A 19,091-nucleotide genomic window follows, 5' to 3' on the forward strand; every position below is an offset into this window, starting at 1 on the left:
GAGGGTCGCGTCGTGGGATTTTATCTATAATCCCATGACTGCGACCATCGCCGATTCCATCTTTGATACTCTGAGCCAACGCATAGTGACCGGCGACCTGCCAGCAGGAGAAAAGCTGCGGCAAGACCATATTGCACGTGCTTTCGAGACCAGCCATGTCCCGGTGCGCGAGGCCCTGTTGCGGCTTGAGGCGCGAGGACTGGCCCGCAGCGAACCGCGGCGCGGGATGCGGGTCACGGCCTTGGATCCTGCAGAGGTTCGCGAAGTCATCGAGATGCGGGTCGCGCTTGAAACCCTGGCACTGCAGCATTCGATTCAGAATTTGACACCGTCAGCGCTTAAGCTGGCAGACGACGCCCGCGTCGCGTGTGATGAAGCGCAGGATATGCCGACCTGGGAAACCAGGAACCGGATTTTTCACCGGGCCATTTTGACCCCCTGTGCCAGGCCGCGTCTTTTGCACACGATTGATGATCTGCATATCGCCAGCGCCCGGCATCTGTTTGCACACTGGCGCCAACGATGGGCACAGCGTGCAGATGCGGATCATGCAGCCATCGTGCAGGCGATGAAGCGTCGCGATGCGGCCACCGCGACCGCGATTTTGGTTCGCCATATCCGTCGCGCAAGCTGATTTTCCCCTTTTGCTCTTAGGATCAGCCGCAAAGCGGTCAATCTGCGTCGCATTGCGCCTTGGTTCCGGCTCTCATATAGGCCAAACCAACGTGAACAGATTCTGCAGGGAGTAGCCCCATGTCCAACGCGCAACTGGAAACAGCAATCGAAGCCGCCTGGGAGGCACGGGATACCATCACGCCCGCAACCACCGGTGAGCAGCGCGAAGCCATCGAAGATACGCTGAACGCACTGGACAGCGGCTCGCTGCGCGTGGCGGAAAAGCTGGAAAGCGGCGACTGGCATGTAAATCAGTGGGCCAAGAAAGCGGTTCTGCTGGGCTTCCGCATCAAGGACATGGAAATCCAGACCGGTGGTCCGCAAGACGGCGGCTGGTGGGACAAGGTGGACAGCAAGTTCGCCGGATGGGGTGAAAACCAGTGGCGCGCCGCAGGCTTCCGCGCGGTTCCGAACTGTGTGGTCCGCAAATCTGCCTACGTAGCCCCCGGCGTCGTTCTGATGCCGTCTTTCGTAAACCTCGGCGCCTATGTCGACGAAGGCACCATGGTCGATACCTGGGCCACCGTTGGCTCCTGCGCGCAGATCGGTAAAAACGTACACCTGTCGGGTGGCGTCGGTATCGGTGGTGTTCTGGAACCGATGCAGGCTGGCCCGACCATCATTGAAGACAACTGCTTTATCGGCGCACGCTCGGAAGTGGTCGAAGGCTGCATCGTCCGCGAGGGCTCCGTTCTGGGCATGGGCGTCTTTATCGGCAAGTCCACCAAGATCGTCGATCGTGAAACCGGTGAGGTCATGTATGGCGAAGTGCCGCCCTATTCGGTTGTCGTTGCGGGCTCGATGCCGTCCAAGAACAACGTCAGCCTGTATTGCGCAGTGATCGTAAAGCGCGTTGATGAAAAGACCCGTTCCAAGACCGGTATCAACGAATTGCTGCGGGACTGATCAAAGTACAAGCCAAGTAATCTAAGATAGGCCGCTGCGATAACCGGAGCGGCCTTCTCAATTTCAGAACTACAGCAAATCGTCAGATGTCGTCGCGGTCATTTTTGCTGCCTGCAAAACCCGGGCAGCAACTCGCGACCAATGTCATTCAACATTTGATCTATTTCCGGAGAGACCAGAAATCTGGAGAATGCTTCCTGCAGGATTTCGTTGATGTCGCTGGAATCTTGATCGTTGTCATAAAACAGTTTCGCGAGACTTATGGCATTCAGTGACACAGATGTTGTGCCGAAGGAAGGGCTCGGTAGTCTGGTTTCAATAAGTGAGCCAACCCTTTGGTTTATACGTTTCTCCGAAAAGACCACGTTGACCACAGCATCTTTTCCCCAATATTTTTCCAGCCAGGATTTGGAAACCATATGATCCACATTGTGCGTGGGTAGCGGGCGATCAAAATCCTCTGACGACTTGATGACGTCCAACATAGCTTTCCGATAAAGTGAATAAGATGCGCGAACCCAAAGCTGAGAGTAGAACAAGCTGCCATTGTTAGATGGGATACGGACTTTTCCGGTTAGATATCTGGTGCTGTTCTCAAATCTTCGACCAACTTTGACCGACGCGAGCTCCGGCTGCGTCGAGCACCAGTTTTCAAGATGCGCCCAACTCTTGAATGCAATTGGTGGCCTGTATCCGTCTTCCAAGAGTGTCAGAAAGTCCAACTCAGTGCTTTTCAACGCAAAAGGAAGCTGATCGGCGTCGTATATTCGTTGCAAGCTGCTCGGCCCTTTCCATTTGTTTCTCCAGTTGGCGTTTTCTACGGGACTTGACGGATAACGCAGTAGAGGACGACCGTTATAAAACTGTTCACGCCGCCCCTTGGCGAGATCTCCTGAGTTGATTAACGTCGTGTGGAATTTGGTAAATCTGCAAACGCCAATTTGCGCCAATGAGACCATTCCTTGGTCGATGATCTGCTTAGCGCATCGTGGTTTCCCACGCACTCAGACCAAAAGACCTCGGGGCTGAGAGGCTCGCAATCGTGTCAGGACCGTTTCCGGGAAATGTGCTACGAAAGGACAGATATTCACCTTTATCTAATTTCGGACGGACAAAATATGGCGACAAAAGCTGAGCTTCTAGAAGAGCTTGAAGACCTCAGGGCGAAACTGGCTGAGACCCGGAAAACCAAGACTTCGCCCGGCGCAGAGACCGGTGAGCCACCCGATGATGACCCTCCAAACGGTGATGAACCAATGTCGCAGCTGGGCGATCTCGAAACACTCTGGCCTGAGATTTCGGAAGAACTGGATAGGTTTCAACAACAATACCCGCGTCTGACGATTGTTGGTGCATTCGCCGCCGGTTTCCTCCTTGGACGTACATCGAAGTGAAAGGGTCATCATGAGCTATTCTTTGCGCAAAGAAATCAGCCGTAGCACGCGCCGTATTGGCCGCAACGCCAACATTGCGTTTCGGGCCGAAAAGACAATCAGCCGAAGACGCTTTGCGGTACTCAGGATGCAGACGGGTATGCTTGCGGCTGCGGGGCTGCTTGCGGGGATCGGGATCATCATGCTTAACGTCGCCGTATTCTTTGTGATTGCCGAGCATGTCGGGAATGCAAATGCGGGGCTTATCCTTGCCGCTGGCGATTTCGTCATAGCGGGAATTCTGGTCATGGTCGCGATGCGTATGACCGCCGAGTCGGAACTGGAGCCTCTGGTAGAGGTACGGGATATTGCGATTGCCGACATAGAAGCCGATCTGGAAGAGGCCTTTGATGAAATAACGGATATCGCCGACGGCGTTCGCCAGATCATCCGCGATCCTCTGGGCGCGCTGATGGGAGGACTGGCAGGTCCGTTGTTGGCCGCTCTGTTCCGCTCGGTTAACTCTGACAACCAGAAGGACAAAGGCGAAAACGGATCGCAGGCTTGAATCTGGTCGGTTCGTGGACTCGAGCCATACCAGCGTTTAGCCGACTGCGCTGATCAACAATGGCTGCAAAACGAGATTTATAAAAACTTCGCCGTACTGTGGCCCAGATTGCCATCCAGATTTACCCAAAAAAGCTGTTGGAGTGGTCTGTATGAAGTGGTTGTGGGCGTTGTTCGGCGTTGGCGTTGTTCTGTCTGCAATTGTATTGTCCGAAGCGGGGCAGGGCCTTTTGATCGTGCTCATGCTCAGCATGGTTGGCATACCTTTGGCAGTGGCCCTGATGTACGTGCCGATTCCCACCGGGATTCTGGGGATTTACCTGCTCATCCGAACAGTGCTGCGTCATTTACCGGGGTTCAGGCGGGCGCACGGGTTGGTTCTCTTTGGGCTAAGCGCGGCGCTGGTCGCTGGGGTGATGTATGTAGTTCCGATCTATCACAACCAACAAGTCGACAAAGCTCTTCCACTTGCGGTCGCCGAGGATGTGCCTTTGTCCGGGGCAAAGGCTCAGGGGTTGGTTGTTGGGCTGTTTTCCAACGCCGACCGATGCGGTCAAACCTGTGCCGAGTTGCTGATGTCATCACCGGATATTCAGGTGGTGCTTGGCCGTTTTGAGCGGATCAAAGAGGGCGACCCCGCTACACCTCCTGCCGGTTCTGCCACCTGGGGGCTCGTTCCGGCAGGGATCGGGTTGTGCCCGTGGCCGCTAAATCAGGCCTCATCGACCTTGCGCATCGCGATTGCCGAGGCTGAACTGGACGGTTACTGCTTTGCAGAAGGGCCCATGGCAGAACAGATTGACGTAGTGATCCAGGGCTATGATGTGCCGGGTGATGCTCCGGGCCAGGTCCGGGATGACAAACGTACCGAACTGTTCCTGCGCAACGGAGATAATCTGCGGTTATCATACCGGACAACAACGGGATTTCGTAACAAATTGTCCGTGCCGATGGTGTTCTTTTCGGAGGATGGCAATGGGCTTGATTTGGGCCTTTCGCTGGCTCCACCCAAAGAAATGGTTTCACTGGCCAGCCCCGTTCCCGACCTGTCGCGCGTAGCCCTCTATCAAGCTGTTCTGCCCGGTGACATTGTTTTACCAAGTTTCGAGGCTTACGCTGATCTGAGCCGGGATCAGCGGGATGCTCTGCGAAAGCGAGAAGCTGAGATGCGCAAGAGATTGGCCACTGCGCGTTATGATGCCGCCCTGACGGCCCTGGGATCAGGCGACGCGATAGAAATCACCAAAGGAATCAAGATTGCCAACAGCTATCTGCGCAAGCTGACCGGAGGTGGCGTCAAACCATCGGATGTGCCCTTGTTTGTGGCACTGATGTCAGCGCCGGGGGATCCGCAGAGGACAGCGTATCATGTATTGGACGATGCACCACCCGAAGTGCTCATGCCCGTGGTCGATGCAATTCTGGACCGGTTGATCGCGGCACGCGAAGGGCCGGTGCCTGGAAAATCCAAACAACGATATGCTGAGATTCTGCGCCTGGCTGAAGATCAGCCCGCCGAAGACATCGCTGCGCGCACCGATCGTCTCGACCAATTGGTCGCCACCCCTTTGGGACGCGAAATGGCCGGCGGCCTGATGGCGTCGCGCGGTATCATTGGGCCGGACCAGGCCGCGATCCTGTTTGATTTTCTCGACGCACGCATCGCGGACGGTGATCCCGAAGACGGATTTCAAACTGTATTCCACGGGTTGTGCCTGATGGGGCCTCAGGGGGTGCCCTATCTGAATGATATGGCTCAACGCGAAAGGCACCTTGGCACGGTTAAACACAGCCCCTCAGTGCGCACCTCAGTTTACAATATGGTCCTGATGGGGATGGATGATGATGCGATCCGTCAGATATTGCGTTTCGATAATTATACCGACGCATCACGCCGCCAGTGGGCTGAAAGCATCCTCAGTAAAATCCGCGTCAAAGCGGAAAGCTCGCTTGACCGTCAGAAGACGCGCGGTGTTGTTCCGCCTTGGCGGCATCTGTGCCTATAGGATATTTCTGCTGCGAGACCGGTGTCTTGCCTCTCTTCCGGTTGACATCATTTATCCGACAATCTGATCGTCAGCGTCGAACCGTTCTCTGACCTTTCTATGCCTTGCTTGGGGAAAACTTGGGACAATTTGCCAAAGAAGAAAGGCTGGATGAACCAATCGTGTGACAGACCCTCATAACTGACCGAGAGGCCTATCACGTGCTTGGCGTTGTCGAGTTTCCGAAACCGGGTATTAGCCTTTACCTCAATAACTCCTTCGCCTGCAGCAACGAACTGAAAATCGGGGACCGTAATCAACCGGTTGTCGAATGTGGCTGTGGTTTCGTCGATGATAAGCTCTGTTGCGGCAAGCACCTCCTCTCCGAACTGTGTGGCTTCGGTGGCCGAGACTTTTCCGTCGCCGTCCAGATCAATATGGGCGAATATTGCAGAGCCTTCATCATACGAGGGCACGATACGTATGTTGAGGACAGCTTGATCGAGATCGATAGAGAGCATGGCTTGCTGTTCGACTTTGCTGTGCGGGTGTGCCGAAAGCGGGCCCGCCAGAAAGAGCAGTGCCATAAGAATACGCATCATTCTGCTCCGATCCAGGCTGCGCCATAATCGTTCGACGGGTTCCGGAACATGCTGTGCGCGTGCTCCTGCTCTGGTGATTCAGCCAGTGCGTCCTGCGGAGCATATTCGATCACCGTCGAAGGTGCGGTGATCCGATAGTAGGCGAACCCGGGCGCGTCCTGTGGTCCCCACCAACCGAAATATGTGTCGTCTAATTCGGCCAAGACGGTCTTCATCTTGGCCGCGTTGTCGTTGTCATTGATGAAGCCGAGACGCGTTTGGATCAGTGAGATGAGAAGGTTCTTTTGCTTTGGGGAAAGGTCACTGCCTTTCACACCTTCTGGTACAACAACGGTGCCATACTCGCCGGGACCGAGCAGCAAATTGATAGCCGCGTCTCCACGCACGGCATCGGTTTTTTGCAGGTCGGTCAGGCTCTCCAGCACGGCCTGAGCCGCGTCCACTTCATCCTGAATGATGAACACCCTCTTGCCTTCATGGTCGATGTAAAGTGGTTGGCCACCGGTCAGCATGGGCGAGAAAGTCACGTCAGCCCCATAAACCGTAACGTTGATTCCCAGATGATGGCCGCCGAACTGGAACATCCATGGTTGCGTTTCAGAGGGCTCGCCAAGAAACGCGACGTAGAATTTATCGACACCGTATTCGCCGAAGGGGTCGTCCGTTGGAAACGTACGCTCTGCGGCGAGCTGATAGTCAATATTGCGAACACCGTCTTCGCTCATGAATTCTGCGATCAGAGTATCCATAAGAACATATTGCTGCTCGGACAGTGTACCAATGCGCAGCCCGCCTCGTGGAATCATACCTTCGGGGAAGTTCGACCATTTCGAGCGTTGTTCATTGTCGGAGAACGAGTATGTGGCAGCATCCCGTTGGGTCGTGTCGAGCGAGCCAAGAAAGGCGTCCGCAGCCGAGACAATGGCCGAGGTCTTGGCATCCGGAGCACGGTCCTTGAAACTGACGCGCAGGGGCAGCTCGACCGGAGCCGTATTCACTCCGAAGGCTACGCTCGTGATCAGGCGGGGATTGAGGAAAAAGCCTCCGACAACACCACCGAGGAGTACAGCCGCAGCCATACAGATGATGCCTGTGAAAATCAGGATACATTTCATGAAGGCTCTCCTTGTTGGTCGACAAAGACAGAGATTGATGTGTTCCGGTTCAGCGCCGTGGTGATGAAGCCTGAATTCGTCGCAGAAACGCGGGCAAAATACTCTTTGCCTTCAGCGAGGTTGATATTGTCGCCGATAACAATCGCGCCGCTCTTGAGCTTGGGAAGCAACACGTCCAGCACACCGTTGTAGAGGTCTTTCCAGCCGTCGAGGAATACCAGATCCACGTCAGGATCGACGTCTTGCAACGTTTCCAACGCATCGCCTTCGCGCATCGTGGCATACTTGCCAAGGCCTGCCTGATCCAGATTTTCCTGCGTGGCTGCGCATTTGTTGGGCTCAATCTCTGTCGTGATGACATGGCCGCCGGTATCCTTGGCGGCCGCAGCCAGATAGATCGTGCCAATCCCGAACGAGCTGCCAAATTCCACGATGTGCCGAGCCTTCGTGGACACCGACATACTGTAGAGATAGCGACCCTGCTCGGGCGACACGGGGATGTAGGCATCTTTCAGCATTTCGGGCGTGAGCGCCTTCATCATGCTTTGGCCGCGCAGCAGGCCCCAGATCGTTTGCGGGGCATACTTCAGCATAGGCAACCAGTCACTCCGGGCGTTTCCATGCAACGTTTCAAGAGTTTTTGAGACCGGCGCGTCATTCAGTGTGCAGGTCATTTGCGCGTTCGAGCGTGATATCCGCGTAGAGGTTTTCAGTTTGGCACGCTGGGCCATTTCGGTTCTCCGATTTACTTCGAACGTCATATGGCCTTGCTGTTTTTCTGCCGCCTTTCTGCAATGTAAAGTTATGTAAAGGTCGACAGCAGCAGCCTTTTCAGATGTGCCAGTTCGCACCAAAACAAAGAGGAAAGGAGCCCGCTACGATGGCGGAACGCATTCTGCTGATCGATGATGACGCCCGGCTTGCCGAAATGGTCGGCGAGTACTTGCAGGGATTCGGTTACTCTGTGTCCGTGATCGGAAGTGGGGTCGAAGGGCTTGAAGCTCTTCGCGATGGTCAGTTCGATGCACTGATCCTTGACCTCAGCTTACCGGATATCGATGGGCTGGACGTGTTCCGAAACATTCCCGCATCGGCAGCCTTGCCGGTCATCATGCTGACAGCGCGTGGTGATCCGATGGACCGCATCCTGGGTCTTGAATTGGGTGCCGATGACTATCTAGCAAAACCGTTTGAACCACGCGAGTTGCTTGCCCGGCTAAAATCGATCATCCGTCGTGGGTCTCGCAATCAACCGACACAGATTATGACATTCGGGCGGCTGGGCATCGATCTCGATGCCATGGAGGCGCGGATCGACGGGCAGCGATGTGATCTGACCAGCTATCAGTTCCAGTTGCTGTCGGCTCTTGCGACCCGCGCTGGACGCGTCCTGAGCCGGGATCACCTCATGAATTATTTGCAGGGCACGGATATTGATGCCTTCGATCGATCCATCGATGTGCATGTCTCACGCATCCGCGCGGCCATAGAGGACGATCCAAAGCACCCCAAAAGGCTGATTACCATTCGCGGGGCAGGTTATCTGTTTGCGAAGTCTCAGGATTGAAATGAAAAACTGTCTTTTCATACAGGTGGCGCTGGTGATGATCACCGGGCTGGTCCTTTTTGCTGTGTTGGTCTCAGTTTTTTGGAGTCGTGTGTTCGACGCGCGTTTCAACGCGGCAGTGGACAAGCTGACTTCTGATGTATCCGTGCTGCTGTTGCCCGCGGCTGGGGTGCCAGACGCTACGCAGCAGGCAGCGATCCAGCGAATTGCCGAAGGTCTTTCTGTTAACCTGACAGTCTACGGACCAGACGGCCATTTGATTGGCTCCAGCGGGCCACCCGTTCCGCTTTCGCTACAACCAGTCACGGAAGGTCAATGGGAGGAGTTGATCGACGGCACCCATTGGATCAGCCGCCTGGCGGACGGGCGTATTGTCATTGCGGATCTTAGCCTTCTTGGATTTGCCGGTGACAGCTTGGCGGTCACTTTGGTTTTTGGACTTCTGGTCTTGCTTGTATTTTCGCTTATGTATCCGCTGGTTCGGCGCATTACTCGCCGTCTGGAACGCCTCCAGAATGAGGTCGAAGCGATCGGCACCGGTGATCTGTCCAGGCGCGTCACGGTGGAGGGAAATGACGAAATCGCCAAACTGGCGGCCAGTTTTAACGCCTCGACGGAGACCATCGAAGATCTGCTGAACCGCCAGCGCATGCTGCTTGCCAACGCCTCTCACGAGTTGCGCACGCCGCTTGCGCGTATTCGGATAGGGCTTGAACTGTTAGACACAAAAGACACGCCGAAAAGGCGCGCTGGCCTTCGGCAGGACATTGGCGAGTTGAATGCCTTGATCGACGACCTGATAGCCATGGCCCGTTTTGACGCTGGGGCAGCGGAGATCTGTTTTGAGCCTCTGGATCTACTGACGCTTGTCTCCGAAGAGGTCAGTCGCGTGGAGGGAGGTACAGTTACTGGAAACCACGTAGAAGTGTCAGGAGACCGCAGGATGCTGCGCCATTTGATTCGAAACCTGCTGGAGAATGCACAAAAGTACGGTGCTCCGCCGATAGAAGTATCCGTCCGTACCAACGAAAATGAGGTGCAGCTCAAAGTTTCTGACCAAGGTCCAGGCATCCCCCGGAATGAGCAGCAGCAGGTCTTGGAACCATTTTATCGGGGCGTAGGACAACAGAACATACAGGGTTCTGGATTAGGTTTGTCCCTAGTGGCGCGGATTGCGCAGGTGCACGGGGCGCACGTATTGATCGAAAATGCGCCTAAGTCTGCGGTTTCAGTTGTTTTCCCTCGTTCTTGACGAACGCAAGCAACGTCTCGCACAGTCAAGAATTCCACATTCAACATTGGATTAGATTGCTACGCGCGCTCCTGACGGTTCCAATCAGTCATTACCAAGGTTGACTTGGTTGAACTTGACCACATTCGGGCATGTCGCTAAGGCCGCCTCTATGGAAAAGCAAAAGAAACCCTCACGCCAGCAAGTCTATACTCTTTTGGTTCAGATTGGTCGCAAAGACGGCGACGGTCTGCCCGAAGGCGCGACCGGGGCGGCGCTGATGTGCTACGCCAGTGGCGTGGACGAGGCAGAAGCCGTGCGTGAGACCGTTGCCATCCTAAAGCAAGCCGACACAGCTCCACTGGATGTGACAGGTTATGGCACTTTGGCCGAACGCGAGGCACAGGGACATGACATCGAACCTGATGAACGGGCTCTGATGCAGCGCGCGCTTGATGAAAATGCGGTTATCGTAGCGCAAATGACACCGTTTTTCGGGGATCAGGAAACAGCTTAGTTTCGTACCCCAAACCACTTGCGGTAGATTTCGTCATAGGTACCGTCTTCTCGCAGGAACAGCAGCGCCTGATTGACATCTTCGACCAGTGGGGACCCGGTTGGGAAGGCGATCCCGTAATTCTCACGCAGGAATACACCACCGGTCATGGTCGCAATTTTGCGCCCTTCGTGTGAGGCAAAGTAGGACAGGATAGGTGCGTCGAACACTACGGCGTCGAGTTCTTCGTTCCTGAATGCCGTCAGCATTTGTTCCAGTCCGGCATAACCGCTGTATTGTACCTCGCGCCTTTCAAGGAAACTGGCGGCAGTCGAACCGGATATTGTGCCCACCTGCTTGCCGTACAGGTCGTTGACCGAATTCACGTTGCCAGCAATCGCCTCGACGGTCATGACCGATGTGATACGGGCGGTGAATACTGAAACAATGAAAAGCGAAGACACAACAAGTACAACACCCAAAAACCGTCCAAACGGTGTGCGGGGCATACGTTCTTCAAATCCGCCATTCACGACCAGGTTCAGTGCCCACCAAAACGACGGGAACCACGCTTCGTTCAGCTTGCGGTCAAAATAGGGTTGCGCGCGCCGCTCAAAACTCCACATCAACATGCCACCGCCCAGAAGGATGGCAAAGGCCAGACCGATCGCGATGAACAATTCGGCTGACAATAGCGCCTGCAGCAACGATGGTCTGCGCGCCGCATCTGAGGGGACCATGATCTGCAGTCCAGCCTCGAATATGGGCTGGCTGAAATCCATGCGAGCCTCGCGAGAGGCGGTAATCGAGATATTCGCGATGGCAAGATCTGCTGTTCCGTTCTGCACGGCGTCCAGCATATCGGCGAAGGCGTCTACGCGATTGATGGTGTAATCCCAGCCCAGCGACTCAGACAGTGCCTGAAGCAAATCCATCGAGAATCCGGTTTGCACCTCGTCCTCGACGTACGAGAACGGGGGACGGGTCACAGTCGTGACCGTAAGGGTCTGGGCCTGGCTTTGCTGTGCAAGTACTGCGAAAGTCAGGCAGAGCAGGGCGAAAACTACGCGCATCATTGTCAATTTACCTGTTTCGCGGCCCTCTAACGCAAATGAGGAAGGCGCGGCAAGACAGTCGCAGGGTAAAGGTTGATGATTTCTTGCGGTGTTGTTTCAGGGCAAGGCACAGATCACACGAAGAATTTGACCGGTTGGGGTTGGCAATCCTTCCAATTCGTTGAATCTGTGCGCGAACCCCGGCGCAAATGAGATTGAGAGGTATCCCATGACCGATCCAGTTCAGTTGACAGCGGATCTGATCCGTTGCCCATCGGTCACACCCGAGGAAGGTGGTGCACTTGTTCTTTTGGAGCGTGTCCTGTCGGACGCCGGGTTCGAATGCGCTCGGGCAGACCGTGGCGATGTCAGTAATCTGTACGCGCGCTGGGGCAAAAAAGGGCATGCTCGCAGTTTCGGTTTTAATGGCCACACCGACGTTGTTCCAGTGGGGGATGAAGCCGCATGGACGAAGCCGCCTTTTGGCGCCGAGGTTCATGATGGAGTGATGTATGGGCGTGGCACGACCGACATGAAGTCGGGTGTTGCAGCATTTGCCGCCGCTGCGATTGATTTTGTGCGTGAAACGCCTCCGGACGGGGCGATCATTCTGGCAATCACGGGTGATGAAGAAGGGGATGCGGTGGATGGGACGACCGCTTTGCTGGACTATATGGACCAGGCTGACGAACGTATGTCGGTCTGTTTGGTCGGAGAGCCAACTTGCCCCAACCAGATGGGTGAGATGATCAAGATCGGGCGGCGTGGTTCGATGACGGCGTGGTTTACCGTGACGGGTGTGCAAGGGCATTCGGCCTATCCGCATCGTGCAAAGAACCCGCTGCCGGCCATGGCGCGCCTGATGGACCGGTTGGCCAGTCACGAGCTGGATCAAGGCAGCGATCATTTTGATGCCTCGACGCTTGCGGTTGTGAACATTGATACGGGTAATTCAGCGACAAATGTCATCCCGGCGCAGTGTACAGGAGCGGTAAACATCCGGTTCAATGATCTTCATTCTGGTGCCAGCCTCAGCGAATGGCTGCAGACCGAAGCCGATGCCGTTGCCAAGGCTTTTGATGTGGCGATCGAGACAAAAATCAAAATCTCAGGTGAAAGTTTTCTGACACTCCCGGGGTCGCTGTCGGATCTGGTGGCGAACGCAGTCAAAGCCGAAACTGGTATTCAGCCAGAGCTGTCGACCACAGGGGGGACCTCGGATGCTCGTTTCGTCAAGAACCATTGCCCGGTGGTGGAGTTTGGTCTGGTAGGTCGCACCATGCATCAGGTTGATGAGTGTGTTGAAGTTGCGCAAATTGACCAGCTCAAGGCGATCTATTCGCGAATACTGACCGACTATTTTTCCTGATCCATGCAGCGTTCCTTGGTCATCATGGTCAAAGAACCCCGGCCGGGGCGGGTCAAGACGCGTCTTGGGCGCGATATTGGCATGGTTGGCGCGGCTTGGTGGTTCCGGCATCAGACACGTTCATTGATCCGGCGCCTGCGTGATCCGCGCTGGCAGATTGTGTTGGCTGTATCCCCCGATCGCGAGGGGCTGAACAGCCGGGTCTGGCCTGCCGATCTCACCCGTGCTGCACAGGGGCGGGGTGATCTGGGGCATCGGATGGGGCGGATGTTGCGGGCAGTGCCGAAAGGACCGGTTTGCCTGATCGGTGCTGACATCCCCGGCATCACGCGTCGAAATATTGCACGCGCCTTTCATGAGTTGGGGAAGGCTCAGATGGTGTTTGGACCAGCACCCGACGGCGGTTATTGGCTGGTCGGTGCGCAGCGATACGGTGCGTTGCCAGAAGGTCTGTTTCGTGATGTGCGCTGGTCGACGGAACACGCTTTGGCCGACACGCTTGCCTCGGTACCGGATCTTCGGGTCGCGATGCTGGACCCGTTGCGCGACGTGGATACTGTCGCTGATTTGCGTACCTGACCCAAAGCGCCGTTTTTTGGTCATGACGCAGTCGCATCCCCGTGCTAGGGCGGAGACATGACACGCATTCCAACCAAGCAGGAGGTCCTTGACTGGATCTCGGCGAACCCCACCCTCACTTCGAAACGCGATATCGCCAAGGCGTTTGGCATCAAGGGCGCGGACCGGATCGATCTAAAGCGCATGTTGAAAGAGCTTGAGGCCGAGGGGCATCTGGAAAAACGCAAGCGCAGCTATCGCGACCCTGACCGCTTGCCGCCGGTAAGCGTGCTGCAGGTCAAGGCACCCAATTCGGATGGCGATCTGTTTGCGCGCCCGCTGGAATGGCACGGCGAAGGGGTGGAGCCCATCGTTTTGATCGTTGCGCGCGCCAGTGATCCGGCGTTGGGCGAGGGCGACCGCATTCTGGCTCGCCTGACAGTGGTGCATGAGGAGGACCACAATTACGAAGCCCGCTTGATCCGGCGCATTGGCTCGAACCCGCGCCGCATTGTGGGTATTTTTCGCAAGGGCGCCGAAGGCGGGCGGATCGTGCCCATCGACAAGAATGGTCAGACCGACTGGCTGGTTCACGAAGGAGCAGTTCACGGCGCCAAAGATGGTGAGTTGGTGGAGGCCGAGCAGGCCGGTCCAAAGAACCGCATGGGCTTGCCCCGCGCGCGCATCGTGGAACGGCTGGGGGATCCGTCAGCTCCGAAGGCCGTTTCGTTGATCGCGATTCACCAGCACGGCATTCCGGATGACTTCCCTGACAAGGTGATCGACGAGGCTGACAAGGCCAAACCTGCCGGTCTGAAAGGTCGCGAAGATTTGCGCGAGATGCCCTTGCTGACCATTGATCCATCAGATGCGCGCGATCATGACGATGCCTGTTATGCCCATGCTGATGATGATCCAAAGAACCCGGGCGGTCATGTAATCTGGGTCGCCATCGCTGATGTCGCCGCTTACGTTCAACCCGGCACGGCATTGGATCGCGAAGCGCGCAAGCGTGGCAACTCCAGCTATTTTCCTGACCGTGTGGTGCCGATGCTACCGGATCGTCTGTCAGGCGATTTGTGTTCGCTGCACGAAGGTGTCCCGCGCGCTTGTATCGCCGTACGGATGCAAATCGATGCAGACGGTCACAAGATCGGTCATCGGTTCGTCAGGGGGTTGATGCGATCCGCTGCTTCTTTGCACTACGCAGAAGTGCAAGAGGCCATTGACGGCAAACCGAATGATCGGACGGGGCCATTGCTGGAACCCGTTCTGAAACCGCTTTATGCCGCCTATGAAGCGCTGAAAAAGGCGCGGGCCGAGCGCCAGCCGCTGGATCTGGACCTGCCTGAGCGTAAAATTGTACTCAGCGATGCTGGGGAGGTCGAAAGTGTTGCGTTTCGCGATCGTCTCGACACGCACCGTCTGATCGAGGAGTTCATGATCCTCGCCAATGTTGCCGCTGCCGAGACCCTGATCGCCAAACGACGGCCATTGCTTTTCAGGGTGCACGAGGAACCAGCACCCGAAAAGCTGGAGAGCCTGAGGGAGACTGCACAAGCCGCCGGTTTGAACCTTGCCAAAGGTCAGGTGATGCAAACCCGCCATCTGAATGCCCTGCTGAACGCGGCAGCAGGGACTGAGGATGCTGAGCTGATCAATCTCAGTACGCTCAGGTCCATGGCGCAGGCCTACTATAACCCGGAGAACTTTGGTCATTTTGGCCTAGCGCTGCGGAATTATGCGCATTTCACCTCACCCATCCGCCGATATGCAGACCTGATCGTGCACCGTGCACTGATCACCGCGCATGGCTGGGGCAAAGACGGTCTGACCGAGGAAGAGATCGGCAGGCTGGAGGAAACGGCCACCCATATCTCGGACACCGAGCGCCGCTCGATGATGGCCGAGCGGGATACCACGGATCGGTATCTGGCGGCCTATCTTAGCGAACGTGTCGGAAACGAATTCTCCGGGCGTATCAGCGGGATCGCCCGGTTCGGGGCTTTTGTGAAGATGGACGAGACCGGCGCGGACGGTCTGGTGCCCGTCCGTTCCCTTGGACGCGAATTCTTTCATTTCGACCGTGAGGCGGGAACGCTGATGGGGTCCGACACGGGGTTGATTATCGCAATTGGTCAACGCGTGACAGTGCGCCTGACCGAGGCAACGCCGGTTACTGGCGGGCTGGAGTTGGAATTGCTGTCGATTGACGATCAGGCCCTACCGCGCGGGCGCGGGTCAAAAGGACGGCCGGCAAGACGCAAGGCCGTCAGTACCAAGCGGAAGAAAGACAAGATCAAACGCAAGGTCGAGCGCAAACGCCGTCAGAGGTGATAGGTCAACGCCCGGGCGATCAGCCAGCCATGGCGGGTTTCATCTATCTGATCCGGGCTGTCGAACAGGATCGCCCGGTTCCCGTCGATCCGGTCTTCGCCCGGAAAGGCCGATGTGAATTCGCCCATCAACCTGCTTTGGCAATGGACAAAGAGTGCGAACCGCGCAGATTTGTGACCGCCCAGACGGATAGTAGACCCTTTGGGTGCCAGATAGGCTGGCTGACCCCAGCGCAGCGCCTCTTGCAACGGTAGTGCTTTGGGCAATTCCTGCGCCGTTTCAAAGATCAGCTCTCGCAGCTTCAGGACACCGGTACGGGTGTCCTGAGGCAGGGCATCAAAAGCTGCAGAAATGGCGGGGTCTTCAAAAGGTCTCATGCCAGTGGGATCGCTTTTTCCATTCTGTCTACATAGCTGTTGATCAGACTATCCTCTTTGATGCGCCGGGTCAGCGGTGTATCTGCCGGCGTTGCGCGCATCGCGGCCAGCATGGGCCCGACGCTCATATCCGCCGAGGTTGGGCGATCCCCCAGCAGAAATGGCGATTGCCAGAGATAGGCAGAGATTGCTTCGAGATCCCGTTCGACCCGGTCCAGGCGTTCGGCTGGCGAGAAACGGGCAACACCTTGTGCAACAAGGCCTTTTAGAACCGATTTTCGGATTGAGTTTGAGACAGGCTTTCGGATTAACGCGGGTATTTCGATAAAGAACGTCTTTTGCAGAATTGGCCAGACCTCGTCATTGGCCCAGCGATCCTGCACGATCTGAAAATACAGATGCTCTTCAGCCATTCTGATTAGGGTACGTGATTGCGCCCTTTGAATGTCGCTGAGGCCGGTATCAAAATTTGCACCCTGCGCCTCTAGCCAGTCCCGGATCAGATCGCTGTCAGGGACAAGCCGCTCGGGCGTGCGTAGCACGGGCAGTTTGCTGTGGGGCATCTTGCGCGGGTCAAGCATGTCGGACCTTTGCCATCGATGACCGGATTGCTGCAGCATATAGGCGGTTTTCACGCAGAACGGACTGGCACTGAACAGGCCAAAGGCAGAGGGGTAGGTCAGAAGGGTCAGCATCATCGGCTCCATGGTGGGGATGCCAGATGGATACCCGTCTCTGATGACAGAAAGTGTCATTAGGTTTAAGCTAGGGTTTGTCATGTCTCGTACCGCCCGTCTGTTTCAACTGATGCAAGCTTTGCGTTCTGGTCCGTCGCCAAAGACCTCGGTCCAGTTGGCGCAGGATCTGGGTGTTTCGGCGCGTACTGTGCATCGCGATATCGACGCCCTGCGTGCGCTGGGAGCTGTCATCGACGGAGAAGCTGGTTTCGGATTCACTCTGATCGAAGATGCTACGCTGCCGCCGCTGGGGTTTACCGATGATGAGTTGGAGGCACTTGTTCTGGGGTTGCGGGAGGTGCAGGTCATCGGCGATCCCGCGCTATCCGAGGCCGCCGCTGAAGCACTGCGAAAGCTGCAGGGGCGGTTACCGCAGCGTCAGTCGCATCGCCTGAGCCATGCGGTCCTGGCTGCAACTCGCTTTGACCGGCCTGCTGTGCCAACGATCGAAGTGGCCGAGTTGCGTCAGGCCGCCTGGGATGAGCGTTCGATCGAATTTGCCTACACAGATGCAAAGGGTGACAACACACGCCGAAAGGTCAATCCGCTGAGCATCGTCTACATGGACCGGTCCAGCGTGCTGCTCAGTTGGTGCCATTTAAGGCAGGATTTCCGCGTGTTTCGATTGGACAGGATGCAGGAAATGTCCGTGACCGATGAAAGCTTTAGGCCCAATCGCGTGCCATTGCTGCGTGAGGCGCTGGCTCGCATTCGGGCTGAACACACAGCAAAACAACGTGACTCGCAAACCTGAGTGCTTTGTGAATTTTCGTTTTTGCGCTATCCTGAGGTTGAGCAGTAATCAGGAAAAATCGGAATGCGTATATGCGTAGGTGGCGTCATGACCGCCGCATTGTGGGCATCCATCGTGCAGGCGGACACAACAAACAATTCACTTCGGCCGCAGGTCAGGCCAATGTTGGACAACATCCAACTGGCATCGGCAGACGTAACCGTATCGGTTCGTCCGATGCCAAGACCTTCGGCTGAGGTTCATCGCGTGTCAGCAGGTGGAAATGCCAGATTTCAGGCCTGGCTGGGCGCGTTTCGGGAACGCGCGGCAGAACAGGGTTTGTCTCATACAACGCTGGATCGGGCGTTGACGGGAATAAGTTATGATAAAGACATCATAAAGAGAGACCGCAACCAGGCTGAGTTTTCAAAACCGATCTGGGAATATCTCGATTCAGCAGTGTCTGATACGCGGATTTCCAATGGTCGCGCGGCGCTGGAGCGGAACCGACAGACGCTGGGGCGGATCGAAACCGAATATGGGGTAGAGAAAGAGGTTGTTACGGCGATCTGGGGGTTGGAAACTTCTTTCGGGACATATCGAGGTGGCAATCAGACCATCCGCTCACTCGCGACTTTGGCGTTCGATGCACGTCGTGCCCAGTTCTTTGAAACGCAGCTGGTGGCAGCGTTGCAGATCATACAGGCGGGCGATGTCAGTACCGGCAACATGATCGGCAGTTGGGCTGGCGCGATGGGTCATACCCAATTCATGCCAACCTCGTATCTGGAACATGCGGTGGATTTCGATGGGGATGGACGACGCGATATCTGGTCCGATGATCCAACGGATGCGTTGGCGTCTGCTGCAGCCTATCTGGCGCGTCACGGCTGGACCAAGGGTCAGCCTTGGGGAGTTGAGGTCCGCCTGCCGGAGGATTTCGATTATGCAACGGCCCGGCGGGATCACACCCTGATGCCATCAGAATGGCGCGCGCGTGGAGTTCGGTCCATAGATGGCAGAGCAGTCCCCGATCATGGTAAGGCCGCGATCCTGTTACCTGCAGGTGGGAAAGGTGTGGCGCTGATGATTTTCGACAATTTCAAGGTGATCGAGCGTTACAACGGCGCGGATGCTTATGTGATCGGTATCGGTCATTTGTCCGACAGGTTGATTGGAAAACCCTCATTTCAGGCGGGTTGGCCGCGTAGCGACAGAGTGCTGAGCTTCACCGAACGCAAAGAGTTGCAGCAACGTCTGACGCAGGCCGGGTTTGACACACAAGGGATTGATGGACGTACCGGGCCGAATACGATCGAAGCAGTGCGGGCATATCAATTGGCACGAGGGTTTGTACCGGACGGGTATCCGACGCTGAAACTTTTGGAAGGGTTGCGATAAAAGGTTC

At 56.2% G+C, this 19,091-nt stretch carries 20 protein-coding genes; 13 read left to right on the plus strand and 7 right to left on the minus strand.

Annotated elements, in window-relative coordinates:
* Window positions 1-34 precede the first annotated feature (34 nt).
* Both ACR0CW_RS17960 and dapD read left to right on the plus strand, forming a co-directional pair.
* Window positions 35-634, plus strand: a complete 600-nt coding sequence (locus ACR0CW_RS17960; RefSeq protein WP_155145940.1) for a GntR family transcriptional regulator — start codon at window positions 35-37, stop codon at window positions 632-634.
* Between the two features lie 119 nt (window positions 635-753).
* Window positions 754-1,581, plus strand: coding sequence for a 2,3,4,5-tetrahydropyridine-2,6-dicarboxylate N-succinyltransferase (gene dapD / locus ACR0CW_RS17965; RefSeq protein WP_170336928.1), 828 nt, complete (start codon window positions 754-756; stop codon window positions 1,579-1,581).
* A 98-nt stretch (window positions 1,582-1,679) separates the two neighbouring features.
* On the opposite strand, the gene ACR0CW_RS17970 is transcribed toward dapD, so the two are convergent.
* Window positions 1,680-2,585, minus strand: a complete 906-nt coding sequence (locus ACR0CW_RS17970; protein ID WP_480788836.1) for a hypothetical protein — start codon at window positions 2,583-2,585, stop codon at window positions 1,680-1,682.
* A 114-nt stretch (window positions 2,586-2,699) separates the two neighbouring features.
* Here ACR0CW_RS17970 and ACR0CW_RS17975 point away from each other — a divergent pair, with 114 nt between their 5' ends.
* The 3 genes from ACR0CW_RS17975 (at window position 2,700) to ACR0CW_RS17985 (ending at window position 5,527) form a co-directional block, all read left to right on the plus strand.
* A complete protein-coding gene (locus ACR0CW_RS17975; RefSeq protein ID WP_480788837.1) occupies window positions 2,700-2,975 on the plus strand; it encodes a hypothetical protein in 276 nt (91 codons plus the stop codon).
* A 10-nt stretch (window positions 2,976-2,985) separates the two neighbouring features.
* Window positions 2,986-3,522: a phage holin family protein gene (locus ACR0CW_RS17980; protein WP_480788838.1), complete on the plus strand. Its 537-nt coding sequence runs from the start codon at window positions 2,986-2,988 to the stop codon at window positions 3,520-3,522.
* 151 nt (window positions 3,523-3,673) lie between these two features.
* Window positions 3,674-5,527, plus strand: coding sequence for a hypothetical protein (locus ACR0CW_RS17985; protein ID WP_480788839.1), 1,854 nt, complete (start codon window positions 3,674-3,676; stop codon window positions 5,525-5,527).
* Between the two features lie 47 nt (window positions 5,528-5,574).
* Here ACR0CW_RS17985 and ACR0CW_RS17990 read toward each other — a convergent pair whose 3' ends face one another.
* From ACR0CW_RS17990 to ACR0CW_RS18000, 3 genes are read right to left on the minus strand one after another with little or no spacing between them, the layout of a single operon-like run.
* Entirely contained in the window at window positions 5,575-6,105 is a 531-nt protein-coding gene (locus ACR0CW_RS17990; protein ID WP_480788840.1) for a hypothetical protein, read from the minus strand.
* Complete coding sequence (locus tag ACR0CW_RS17995) at window positions 6,105-7,223, minus strand: DUF3500 domain-containing protein (RefSeq protein WP_480788841.1); 1,119 nt, start codon at window positions 7,221-7,223, stop codon at window positions 6,105-6,107. The genes ACR0CW_RS17990 and ACR0CW_RS17995 overlap by 1 nt, the downstream gene beginning before the upstream one ends.
* The gene (locus ACR0CW_RS18000; protein ID WP_480788842.1) at window positions 7,220-7,954 is read right to left on the minus strand and encodes an O-methyltransferase; all 735 of its coding nucleotides are present in this window, start codon (window positions 7,952-7,954) and stop codon (window positions 7,220-7,222) included. The genes ACR0CW_RS17995 and ACR0CW_RS18000 overlap by 4 nt, the downstream gene beginning before the upstream one ends.
* A gap of 149 nt (window positions 7,955-8,103) precedes the next feature.
* Between ACR0CW_RS18000 and ACR0CW_RS18005 the strand changes: the two genes are divergently transcribed.
* The 3 genes from ACR0CW_RS18005 (at window position 8,104) to ACR0CW_RS18015 (ending at window position 10,538) form a co-directional block, all read left to right on the plus strand.
* Window positions 8,104-8,790 (plus strand): response regulator transcription factor, encoded by a 687-nt coding sequence (locus ACR0CW_RS18005; protein ID WP_480788843.1) that lies wholly within the window; start codon window positions 8,104-8,106, stop codon window positions 8,788-8,790.
* A gap of 1 nt (window position 8,791) precedes the next feature.
* Entirely contained in the window at window positions 8,792-10,042 is a 1,251-nt protein-coding gene (locus ACR0CW_RS18010; protein WP_480788844.1) for a sensor histidine kinase, read from the plus strand.
* Between the two features lie 151 nt (window positions 10,043-10,193).
* Complete coding sequence (locus ACR0CW_RS18015) at window positions 10,194-10,538, plus strand: hypothetical protein (RefSeq protein ID WP_170336908.1); 345 nt, start codon at window positions 10,194-10,196, stop codon at window positions 10,536-10,538.
* Here the strand turns inward: ACR0CW_RS18015 and ACR0CW_RS18020 are convergent.
* Window positions 10,535-11,593 carry a transporter substrate-binding domain-containing protein gene (locus tag ACR0CW_RS18020; RefSeq protein ID WP_480788845.1) on the minus strand — a complete coding sequence of 353 codons (1,059 nt, stop codon included), beginning with the start codon at window positions 11,591-11,593 and terminating at the stop codon, window positions 10,535-10,537. The two genes, ACR0CW_RS18015 and ACR0CW_RS18020, sit on opposite strands and share 4 nt — an antisense overlap.
* Window positions 11,594-11,801: 208 nt before the next feature.
* On the opposite strand from ACR0CW_RS18020, the gene dapE reads away from it, so the two are divergent.
* Genes dapE through rnr form a run of 3 tightly spaced genes read left to right on the plus strand, consistent with a single transcriptional unit; the run spans window position 11,802 to window position 15,836 of the window.
* Entirely contained in the window at window positions 11,802-12,941 is a 1,140-nt protein-coding gene (dapE, locus tag ACR0CW_RS18025) for a succinyl-diaminopimelate desuccinylase (RefSeq protein ID WP_480788846.1), read from the plus strand.
* Window positions 12,942-12,944: 3 nt separating this feature from the next.
* Window positions 12,945-13,520, plus strand: a complete 576-nt coding sequence (locus ACR0CW_RS18030; protein ID WP_480788847.1) for a TIGR04282 family arsenosugar biosynthesis glycosyltransferase — start codon at window positions 12,945-12,947, stop codon at window positions 13,518-13,520.
* 57 nt (window positions 13,521-13,577) lie between these two features.
* Window positions 13,578-15,836, plus strand: coding sequence for a ribonuclease R (gene rnr / locus ACR0CW_RS18035; RefSeq protein WP_480788848.1), 2,259 nt, complete (start codon window positions 13,578-13,580; stop codon window positions 15,834-15,836).
* Here rnr and ACR0CW_RS18040 read toward each other — a convergent pair.
* Together ACR0CW_RS18040 and ACR0CW_RS18045 are read right to left on the minus strand one after the other, a co-directional pair.
* Window positions 15,827-16,213 carry a DUF1801 domain-containing protein gene (locus ACR0CW_RS18040; RefSeq protein ID WP_170336901.1) on the minus strand — a complete coding sequence of 129 codons (387 nt, stop codon included), beginning with the start codon at window positions 16,211-16,213 and terminating at the stop codon, window positions 15,827-15,829. The two genes, rnr and ACR0CW_RS18040, sit on opposite strands and share 10 nt — an antisense overlap.
* Window positions 16,210-16,968: a glutathione S-transferase family protein gene (locus tag ACR0CW_RS18045; RefSeq protein WP_480788849.1), complete on the minus strand. Its 759-nt coding sequence runs from the start codon at window positions 16,966-16,968 to the stop codon at window positions 16,210-16,212. Before ACR0CW_RS18045 ends, ACR0CW_RS18040 begins: the two co-directional genes overlap by 4 nt.
* Before the next feature lie 22 nt (window positions 16,969-16,990).
* Here ACR0CW_RS18045 and ACR0CW_RS18050 point away from each other — a divergent pair, with 22 nt between their 5' ends.
* A complete protein-coding gene (locus ACR0CW_RS18050; protein WP_480788850.1) occupies window positions 16,991-17,704 on the plus strand; it encodes a helix-turn-helix transcriptional regulator in 714 nt (237 codons plus the stop codon).
* Window positions 17,705-17,767: 63 nt separating this feature from the next.
* The gene (locus tag ACR0CW_RS18055) at window positions 17,768-19,084 is read left to right on the plus strand and encodes a lytic murein transglycosylase (RefSeq protein WP_480788851.1); all 1,317 of its coding nucleotides are present in this window, start codon (window positions 17,768-17,770) and stop codon (window positions 19,082-19,084) included.
* The last annotated feature ends 7 nt before the right edge of the window (window positions 19,085-19,091 follow it).

This window comes from Ruegeria sp. CH6 (assembly GCF_056537005.1).

Coding starts and splice junctions, on each gene's coding strand:
- ACR0CW_RS17960 (WP_155145940.1), top strand. CDS start 35: ATGACTGCGACCATCGCCGATTCCATCTTTGATACTCTGAGCCAACGC.
- dapD (WP_170336928.1), top strand. CDS start 754: ATGTCCAACGCGCAACTGGAAACAGCAATCGAAGCCGCCTGGGAGGCA.
- ACR0CW_RS17975 (WP_480788837.1), top strand. CDS start 2,700: ATGGCGACAAAAGCTGAGCTTCTAGAAGAGCTTGAAGACCTCAGGGCG.
- ACR0CW_RS17980 (WP_480788838.1), top strand. CDS start 2,986: ATGAGCTATTCTTTGCGCAAAGAAATCAGCCGTAGCACGCGCCGTATT.
- ACR0CW_RS17985 (WP_480788839.1), top strand. CDS start 3,674: ATGAAGTGGTTGTGGGCGTTGTTCGGCGTTGGCGTTGTTCTGTCTGCA.
- ACR0CW_RS17990 (WP_480788840.1), bottom strand. CDS start 6,105: ATGCGTATTCTTATGGCACTGCTCTTTCTGGCGGGCCCGCTTTCGGCA.
- ACR0CW_RS17995 (WP_480788841.1), bottom strand. CDS start 7,223: ATGAAATGTATCCTGATTTTCACAGGCATCATCTGTATGGCTGCGGCT.
- ACR0CW_RS18000 (WP_480788842.1), bottom strand. CDS start 7,954: ATGGCCCAGCGTGCCAAACTGAAAACCTCTACGCGGATATCACGCTCG.
- ACR0CW_RS18005 (WP_480788843.1), top strand. CDS start 8,104: ATGGCGGAACGCATTCTGCTGATCGATGATGACGCCCGGCTTGCCGAA.
- ACR0CW_RS18010 (WP_480788844.1), top strand. CDS start 8,792: ATGAAAAACTGTCTTTTCATACAGGTGGCGCTGGTGATGATCACCGGG.
- ACR0CW_RS18015 (WP_170336908.1), top strand. CDS start 10,194: ATGGAAAAGCAAAAGAAACCCTCACGCCAGCAAGTCTATACTCTTTTG.
- ACR0CW_RS18020 (WP_480788845.1), bottom strand. CDS start 11,593: ATGATGCGCGTAGTTTTCGCCCTGCTCTGCCTGACTTTCGCAGTACTT.
- dapE (WP_480788846.1), top strand. CDS start 11,802: ATGACCGATCCAGTTCAGTTGACAGCGGATCTGATCCGTTGCCCATCG.
- ACR0CW_RS18030 (WP_480788847.1), top strand. CDS start 12,945: ATGCAGCGTTCCTTGGTCATCATGGTCAAAGAACCCCGGCCGGGGCGG.
- rnr (WP_480788848.1), top strand. CDS start 13,578: ATGACACGCATTCCAACCAAGCAGGAGGTCCTTGACTGGATCTCGGCG.
- ACR0CW_RS18040 (WP_170336901.1), bottom strand. CDS start 16,213: ATGAGACCTTTTGAAGACCCCGCCATTTCTGCAGCTTTTGATGCCCTG.
- ACR0CW_RS18045 (WP_480788849.1), bottom strand. CDS start 16,968: ATGACACTTTCTGTCATCAGAGACGGGTATCCATCTGGCATCCCCACC.
- ACR0CW_RS18050 (WP_480788850.1), top strand. CDS start 16,991: ATGTCTCGTACCGCCCGTCTGTTTCAACTGATGCAAGCTTTGCGTTCT.
- ACR0CW_RS18055 (WP_480788851.1), top strand. CDS start 17,768: ATGCGTATATGCGTAGGTGGCGTCATGACCGCCGCATTGTGGGCATCC.